Source organism: Sphingomonas bacterium, from assembly GCF_903644135.1.
Classification (GTDB): Bacteria; Pseudomonadota; Alphaproteobacteria; order Sphingomonadales; family Sphingomonadaceae; genus Sphingomonas.
Genome location: NZ_CAHJXA010000128.1, coordinates 1 through 7,430 on the forward strand (window position 1 = coordinate 1; position 7,430 = coordinate 7,430).

Here is a 7,430-nt window from a genome sequence, read left to right on the forward strand (position 1 = left end):
CGGTCTGGAGCAGCGACATGAAGCGCAGCGTGTCGAGGCTGGCGCGCCACAGATAGGCATTGACGCCGATGGTGGTGACCTTGGTCGCGGGCAGGCCATGCTCGACATGGGCACGATGGTGGCACGCGCCCAGCGACAGCGCCGCCGCGCTCGCGAACAGGGCCACGGAGGCGGTACGCAACTGGCGGAACATCGGCATCATCCTGGAAGAAAGCGGGACGTCCAGCCTGTACCCGCCCCCGCCGCGCCCGGCAAGCAGCGTGCCGGTTGGCCGGCCTTGCCCGCTGTGCGATCGGGGCAACACCCCGGCATTATTTGTCCCGGCGATGGTTGGCGCGGATCGATCCATGCTAGGGGCGGTTCGAATTGCAGGCGGCGGCGTGCCGGCGGGGGAGAAGTCGTGTGTTGAGGCGGGTGATCGCGGTGATGGTAGCGGGGGCGCTTGGCGTCACCGGTACGATCGTCGCGCCCGCTCTGGGCACCGTCGCCAAGCCGCGCGTCCATCTTGCATCGCCGAGCCGTACCGCGGCGTTGCGTACGCCGATCGGCGCGTTCACCCCGGCGGCGGCCGATCCGCGGCTGGCGGCGGTGTTCGCACGCGGCGGGCTCGGCAATGGCGACTTCCACTTCACGCCTGCCGAGACGCAGCGCGGCCAGCGTGCGGTGACGGTGGCGGTGCGGATGACCAACAGCCGCGTCGCCGCCGCGCCACAGCGGCTGGCGAGCGTCGCCACCAATGTCGGGATCGCGCCGATCGCCTATAATCTGGGCGTCGCGGTCGGCTGGAAGCGGTTCGCGGTGGCAGGCGACCTCGCCCATGTCGATCTGGGTCCGCAGCCGGGCAGCCGCGACGCCGCCGATCTGTCGCTCAGTTATCGCGCCAGCCGCCGCCTAACCGGGCGCATCAAGGCAGCGACCGACCGCCCGATCGGTGAGGTTGCGCAGCTGGTCGATCTGCCGCAAAGCTATTCGGTCGATCTCGGCGGCTCCTATGCCTTGAGCCGCAGGCTGGATGTCACCGCCGGCCTCCGGTATCGCTCCGATCGCGAGCGGCTGGCGCACCTCGACGACGATCGCCGCGACAGCCAGGCGGCCTATGTCGGGACGGTGTTCCGCTTCTAGGACTCACCGTCAGCGTGACGGCAGCCACGCATCGATCGCTGCCCATCCGTCGAACCCCAGCCTAGCAATGCGTCGCCAGCGGCGGGCATCCATGCCGCCCATTGCTATGACGCCAACGTGTAATCGCTTGCCGATGCGTCCGGCGCGCATCGGTCCGAGCGGCGCGGCATCGGGGTGCGAGCGGGTGGCGAATACCGGTGAGACGAACAACAGCGCCGCGCCGGCCTGCACGCCGCGAACCGCTTCGCGCCGGTCATGCGCGGCGGCGCTCCTTACGCGGCGTGCGCCCGTCACGCCATGTACTCCCGCCTTGCCGCTGCCGCCGCCGGCGACCAGCAGCACCAGCCGGCGAGCGGTGGCGATCCGCTCGACCCGGCGCAGCAGCGCGCGTCGCTGCGCCGGCGGCGTGGCATGGTGGCGGAACACCACCCCCGCACCTGGCGGCAGCCGCTTTAGCGCCGGCCACAATCCAGCTGCCATACGCTCATCGGTCATCAGCCAGCAGTTGGGGTATCGGCGCGCCATCGGCCCGCCTATAGCGCCCAGCAATGACCGCCGACAGCAAACCCGACGTGTCTCTGGCTGCAGTACGCGAGCGGATCGCCCGCGCCGCCGCGCTTGCCGGTCGGGCCACGGCGGCGGTGACGCTGATCGCGGTATCGAAGACTCACCCGGTCGAAGCGATCGAACCGCTGCTCGCCGCCGGCCAGCGCGAGTTCGGCGAGAACCGCGTGCAGGAGGCGCAGGGCAAATGGCCGGCGTTGCGCGAGCGTTTTCCCGATGTGCGGCTCCACCTTGTCGGCCAGCTTCAGTCGAACAAGGCGGCAGAGGCGGTGGCCTTGTTCGACGCCATCCACTCGGTCGACCGGCCGTCGCTGGTGGCTGCGCTGGCGGCGGCGATGGCGAAGACCGGGCGGAGCCCCGATTGTTTCCTGCAGGTCAATATCGGCGACGAAGCACAGAAAGGTGGCTGCGCGGTCGCCGACTTACCAGCCTTGCTCACCACTGCGGCAGAGGCGGGGCTTGCGGTCGCCGGGCTGATGGCGGTTCCCCCCGCCGAGGTCGAGCCAGCCCCGTATTTCGCGCTACTCGCCAAGCTGGCGCGCGATCATGGCCTGAACGGCCTCAGCATGGGCATGTCGGGCGACGTCGAGACCGCGGTGATGTGCGGCGCGACCCATGTCCGCGTCGGCAGCGCGCTGTTCGGGGCTCGCGCATGAGGTTCGCCGCAGTTCTGTTCGACTTCGACGGCGTGCTGATCGAGAGCGAATATGCCGGCAATCGCCAGATCGCCGAATGGCTTACCGCTGCCGGCTATCCAACTACCGCCGAGGAGTCGATGGCGCGCTTCATGGGGCTGGCCGGGCCCGACTTCCACGCCGCGCTGGAGGATCATATCGGCGGCCCACTGCCTGAATCCTTCCACGTCGCCCGCGCCGCCGAGGACCAGCGCGCCATGGCGGCGGGCATCGACGCGGTCGCCGGCGCGGTGGCGTTCGTGCGCTCGCTCCCCGCCGACCTGCCCAAGGCGGTGGTGTCGTCCAGCCGGGTGCGCTGGATCGAGCGTCACCTCGACCATATTGGGCTGGCCGGCGCGTTCGGCGAGCATGTCTATTCCGGCCGCGAGCATGTCGTGCGCGGCAAGCCGGCACCCGACCTCTACCTCTTCGCCGCCGACCGGCTGGGTGTAGCGATCGCGGACTGCGCGATCATCGAGGACTCGCCGGTCGGCACTGCCGGCGCGGTCGCGTCGGGCGGGTACGTCATCGGTCTCGTCGCCGGCTCGCACTGCGGCGCGGGCCATGGCGAGCGGCTGCGCGCGCTGGGGGCCGAGGCGGTGGCGGCGGACTTCGGCAAGGTGACGCGCCTCCTCGGCTAAAACTGATGGCCGGTGCGGTCGCGCTTGGTGGCAAGGTAGCGCTCATTGTGGGGGTTGGCGGGCAGCGCATGCGCCACGCGCTCGACCACCGCGATCCCTGCCGCCTCCAACCCTGCGACCTTGGCCGGGTTGTTGGTCAAGAGCCGCACCGAGCGCTGGCCGAGCAACTCCAGCATCCGCGCGGCGACGCCGAAATCGCGCGCGTCGATCGCGAAGCCCAGCCGGGTATTGGCATCGACGGTGTCGAAACCCTGATCCTGCAACTGATAGGCGCGCATCTTGTTCACCAGGCCGATGCCGCGCCCCTCCTGCCGCAGGTACAGCAGGATGCCCCAGCCCGCCGCCTGCATCGCGCCGATGGCGGCATCAAGCTGCGGCCCGCAATCGCATTTCAGACTGCCGAGCACGTCTCCGGTCAGGCATTCGCTGTGCAGCCGGACCAGCGGCGGTGCGCCGGTCGGCTGGCCGATGACCAGCGCGACATGCTCGTCGGCGCTGCCGGGCGCGCGGAAGGCGACGATCTCGGTATCCTCCGCCGCCGAAACCGGCAACCGCGCTCGTGCGGCGAGGCGTAGCGAGCGCGGTTCCTCATGGGCCTCGACCGCGGTGACGGACAGCTCCACCGCTGCCCCGGCACCGCCGACGAAGAAGGCGGGGAGCAGCCCGGCGATCCGTGCCAGCCGCAACGCCGCGCGCGCGACCGCCGCGTCGGTCAGCGGCCGCGCGCGAAACGGCCCCTTCATCGGCGTGGCGAGATCGAGCTGCGGGTCGGCGAGTGCCATGGCGGTCGCCAGATCGAGCCACGGCGTCCGCTCGACCAGCACCGGGGCATCGGGGGCGGCCGCCTCGATCTGGTTGGCAAGCTTCAGCGTCGCCGCGCGGCCGGCGGAGATCAGCAGGTCGGCGCGGCCGGCGGGATCGAAGGCGGCGAGCCGCTCGGCATCTGCGGTCTCTACCGCGAGCAGCGCCAGCCCGTCGATCCCGATCGGCCAGCCATGGCGCAGCGCGTCGATCGCCTGCGTCGCCCGGCGCGCATCGGCGAGCGCATCGCTCACCAGGCGAACTCGGTCATGATTGGCACATGATCGGAGGGCTTCAGCCAGCTGCGGCATTCCTCGAACACGTGGTGCCGCACCGCCTGCGCCGCGGCGTCGGGCGTCGCCCACATGTGATCGAGCCGCCGGCCGCGATCCGATGCCGCCCAGTCCTTGGCACGGTAGCTCCACCAGGTATGCAGCCGCGCCGGCGCAGGATGGAAGTGGCGGCCGAGATCGACCCAGTGGCCCGCCGCCTGCAACCGGCCGAGCGCCGCCACCTCGATAGGCGTATGGCTGACCACGTCGAGCAGTTGCTTGTGGCTCCACACATCCTCGGGCAGCGGCGCGATGTTGAAGTCGCCGACCAGCACCGTCGGGCAGGCGAGGTCCTGCGACCACGCCGTCATCCGCTCGACGAAATCCAGCTTCTGACCGAATTTCGGGTTCACCTCGCGGTCGGGGACGTCGCCGCCGGCGGGCACGTAGACATTCTCCAGCCGCACGCCGTTCGCCAGCCGGATGCCGACGTGCCGCGCTTCGCGGTTCGCCTGCCAGTCGAGCCGGTCGTCCTCCGTCACCGCCACCCGGCTGACGATCGCGACGCCGTGGTGCATCCGCTGCCCGTGGAGGACGATGTGGCGATAGCCGGCCGCGCGAAAAGCGTCAGCGGGGAAGTCGCCGTCGATCACCTTGGTCTCCTGCAGACACAGGATGTCCGGCTGCACCTCGCGCAGGAAACGCTCGACGATCGCGAGGCGAAACCGCACCGAGTTGATGTTCCAGGAGACGATCTTCACGCGGGCGATCTAGGAGGTTGAGAGGGGATCGTCACCCCCGAGGCTGCGCCGCGGCGAAGCCGCGTCGTCAGTCGTTGCTTCGCAACGCTGGCCGCGCTTTTGTGCGAGTCCCACGGCGGCACGCCGAGGGCCGCAAAAAGCGAAAGGCCCCCGCTCCGGGGGCATGGAGCGAGGGCCAACCTGACGTTCGTCACGCAGGGGGATTTGAAAACCAGCCCAGGCAACAGGGGGAAAATCCCGAGCCGGCTTCGCGTCCGCGGACCCGCCTAGGCCCGCCAACCTGTCCAGCGGATGAATGGTTGGTCAGCGATGGCCTCCATTCGCCGCATTGCGGCGTGGATCGTTCCAGGCGAACGCCGAATCGCTGACGGTGACGCCATATTGTTGATTCGTCAGGCGAATCGTCGTGCGATTGTTCTGGCTGTCGAGCGCCACCCAGCCCTGCAGCACCAGCCCGGCCGGCCCGGCGGCGTCGTGCGCGAGCACTAGGTCGATGCGGCCATATTCGGGATGCTTGGGGTCGTTCGCCTCGACCGACAGCACGCGCGGGTCGCTGCCGGGGATCACCTTGGCGAAGCGCGACAGGTCGCGGCCAGGATCGAGCAGTACGCCCAGAGGCGAGTTCTTGATCGGCCAGCGCTGCACCTGCCGGACCGAATAGTCGATAAAGGTCAGCGCGCCGCCCTCGGCCACGATCAGGATCGGCACACCCTTCTGGTACTGGAAGCGCAGCCGACCCGGCTGCTTGATGGTCAGCGTACCGGTCAGCACCTTGCCGTCGCGATCGGTCTGGGTGAAGTTGGCGGTCATGGTGCCGAGCGACTGCAGGTGCTGCTGCACGGCGGCGAGGTCGTTGCTCTGGGCGACGGCCGGGGCGAGCGCGACCAGCGCTGGGATCAGGGCGGCCGGCATCAGGGCAGCAAAGCGAAACGACATGCGCGAAGACTCCTCGTCCGGCGGGGTGGCGCAGGGGGCTTGAACCGGCGGTGAACTCGCCGGCGGCGGTGGCTCAGATCGCGTGCCCCTCGGCGTCGCGCAGCACCTCGCGGCGGCCGACATGGTCGGGCCGCCCGACGACGCCGTCCTTCTCCATCCGCTCGATCAGCCGCGCCGCCGAGTTGTAGCCGATCCGCAGCTGGCGTTGCAGCCAGCTGGTCGACGCCTTGCCCGACTCGCACACCAGCTGGATCGCGGCGCGATATTGCTGGTCCTCGGGACTATCCTCGCCGGTCGGCGCACCTTCCAGCGCAAAGCCGTCCTCCGGCTCCTCGGTGACCGAGCTGATATAGTCGGGCTTGCCCTGGCCCCGCCAATGGTCGGCGACTGCGCGAACCTCGTCGTCGCTGACGAACGGGCCGTGGACGCGCACGATGCCCTTGCCGCCGGGCATGTAGAGCATGTCGCCACGCCCCAGCAGCTGCTCGGCACCCTGTTCGCCCAAGATGGTGCGCGAGTCGATCTTGCTGGTGACATGGAAGCTGATCCGCGTCGGCAGGTTGGCCTTGATGACGCCGGTGATGACGTCGACCGACGGGCGCTGGGTGGCCATGATGAGGTGGATGCCGGCCGCGCGCGCCTTCTGGGCGAGACGCTGGATTAGGAACTCGACCTCCTTGCCGGCGGTCATCATCAAATCCGCGAGCTCGTCGACGATCACGACGATCTGCGGCAGCACGCGATAGTCGAGCTGCTCCTCCTCATAGACCGGCTGGCCGGTCTCGGGGTGGTAGCCGGTCTGGACACGGCGGCCGAGCGGCGTGCCCTTGGCCTTCGCCGCCCGCACCTTGTCGTTGAAGCTGGCGAGGCTGCGCACCCCCATCGACGACATCTGGCGGTAGCGGTCCTCCATCTGCTCGACCGCCCATTTCAGCGCGCGCACCGCCTTGGCAGGGTCGGTGACGACGGGCGACAGCAGATGCGGGATGTCGTCGTACATGCTCAGTTCGAGCATCTTGGGATCGATCATGATCATCCGGCACTGCTCGGGCGTCAGCCGGTAGAGCAGCGACAGGATCATGCAGTTGAGCCCGACCGACTTGCCCGAGCCGGTGGTGCCCGCGACCAGCAGGTGCGGCATCGGCGCAAGGTCGGTGATGACCGGATCGCCGGCGATGTTCTTGCCCAGGATGATCGGCAGGCTGGCGGCCTGGTCCTCGAAAGATTGGCTGGCGACCAGCTCGTGCAGTACCACGCCCTCGCGCTTGGCATTGGGCAATTCGATGCCGATGACGTTGCGGCCGGGGATGACAGCAACGCGGGCGGAGATCGCGCTCATGTTGCGGGCGATATCGTCGGCCAGCGCGATCACCCGGCTCGCCTTGATGCCGGGCGCGGGTTCCAGCTCGTACATGGTGACGACCGGGCCGGGCCGGACCTCGGTAATCGCGCCGTGCACCTTGAAGTCGTCGAGCACATTCTCGAGCAGCCGCGCGTTGCGCTCCAGCGCGGCCTTGTCGACCACGCCCTTGGGAACCGGCGGCGGCGCGGCGAGCAGGTCGAGCGACGGCAGCGTGTAGCTGTGGCCGAGGTCGAGCTGCGCCTGCTTGGGCGTCGCGCGCGCGGTCGAGGGGGGCAGCTGGCGGTCGGCGATCACCG

Annotated in this window: 9 protein-coding genes; 3 read left to right on the forward strand and 6 right to left on the reverse strand. The window is 69.5% G+C overall.

What is annotated here, in order from left to right:
- On the reverse strand, positions 1 to 193 hold a 193-nt coding region (locus HUU96_RS08295; protein ID WP_174292361.1), incomplete at its 3' end, for a DUF3576 domain-containing protein.
- A 221-nt stretch (positions 194 to 414) separates the two neighbouring features.
- Here HUU96_RS08295 and HUU96_RS08300 point away from each other — a divergent pair.
- The gene (locus HUU96_RS08300; protein ID WP_254605132.1) at positions 415 to 1,122 is read left to right on the forward strand and encodes a hypothetical protein; all 708 of its coding nucleotides are present in this window, start codon (positions 415 to 417) and stop codon (positions 1,120 to 1,122) included.
- A gap of 9 nt (positions 1,123 to 1,131) precedes the next feature.
- Here the strand turns inward: HUU96_RS08300 and HUU96_RS08305 are convergent, their stop codons facing one another.
- Positions 1,132 to 1,647 (reverse strand): thiamine phosphate synthase, encoded by a 516-nt coding sequence (locus tag HUU96_RS08305; protein ID WP_254605129.1) that lies wholly within the window; start codon positions 1,645 to 1,647, stop codon positions 1,132 to 1,134.
- A 23-nt stretch (positions 1,648 to 1,670) separates the two neighbouring features.
- Here HUU96_RS08305 and HUU96_RS08310 point away from each other — a divergent pair, with 23 nt between their 5' ends.
- A complete protein-coding gene (locus HUU96_RS08310; RefSeq protein WP_174292362.1) occupies positions 1,671 to 2,342 on the forward strand; it encodes a YggS family pyridoxal phosphate-dependent enzyme in 672 nt (223 codons plus the stop codon).
- Positions 2,339 to 3,001: an HAD family hydrolase gene (locus HUU96_RS08315; protein WP_174292363.1), complete on the forward strand. Its 663-nt coding sequence runs from the start codon at positions 2,339 to 2,341 to the stop codon at positions 2,999 to 3,001. The genes HUU96_RS08310 and HUU96_RS08315 overlap by 4 nt, the downstream gene beginning before the upstream one ends.
- On the opposite strand, the gene ribA is transcribed toward HUU96_RS08315, so the two are convergent.
- From ribA to HUU96_RS08335, 4 genes are all read right to left on the reverse strand, one after another.
- Positions 2,998 to 4,056 (reverse strand): GTP cyclohydrolase II, encoded by a 1,059-nt coding sequence (gene ribA / locus HUU96_RS08320; protein ID WP_254605130.1) that lies wholly within the window; start codon positions 4,054 to 4,056, stop codon positions 2,998 to 3,000. The genes HUU96_RS08315 and ribA overlap by 4 nt on opposite strands.
- A complete protein-coding gene (locus HUU96_RS08325) occupies positions 4,053 to 4,835 on the reverse strand; it encodes an exodeoxyribonuclease III (protein WP_174292365.1) in 783 nt (260 codons plus the stop codon). The genes ribA and HUU96_RS08325 overlap by 4 nt, the downstream gene beginning before the upstream one ends.
- A 303-nt stretch (positions 4,836 to 5,138) precedes the next feature.
- The gene (locus HUU96_RS08330) at positions 5,139 to 5,747 is read right to left on the reverse strand and encodes a LolA family protein (RefSeq protein ID WP_254605131.1); all 609 of its coding nucleotides are present in this window, start codon (positions 5,745 to 5,747) and stop codon (positions 5,139 to 5,141) included.
- Between the two features lie 97 nt (positions 5,748 to 5,844).
- Positions 5,845 to 7,430, reverse strand: a 1,586-nt coding sequence (locus tag HUU96_RS08335) for a DNA translocase FtsK (RefSeq protein WP_174292367.1), incomplete at its 5' end; no start/stop codon positions are given.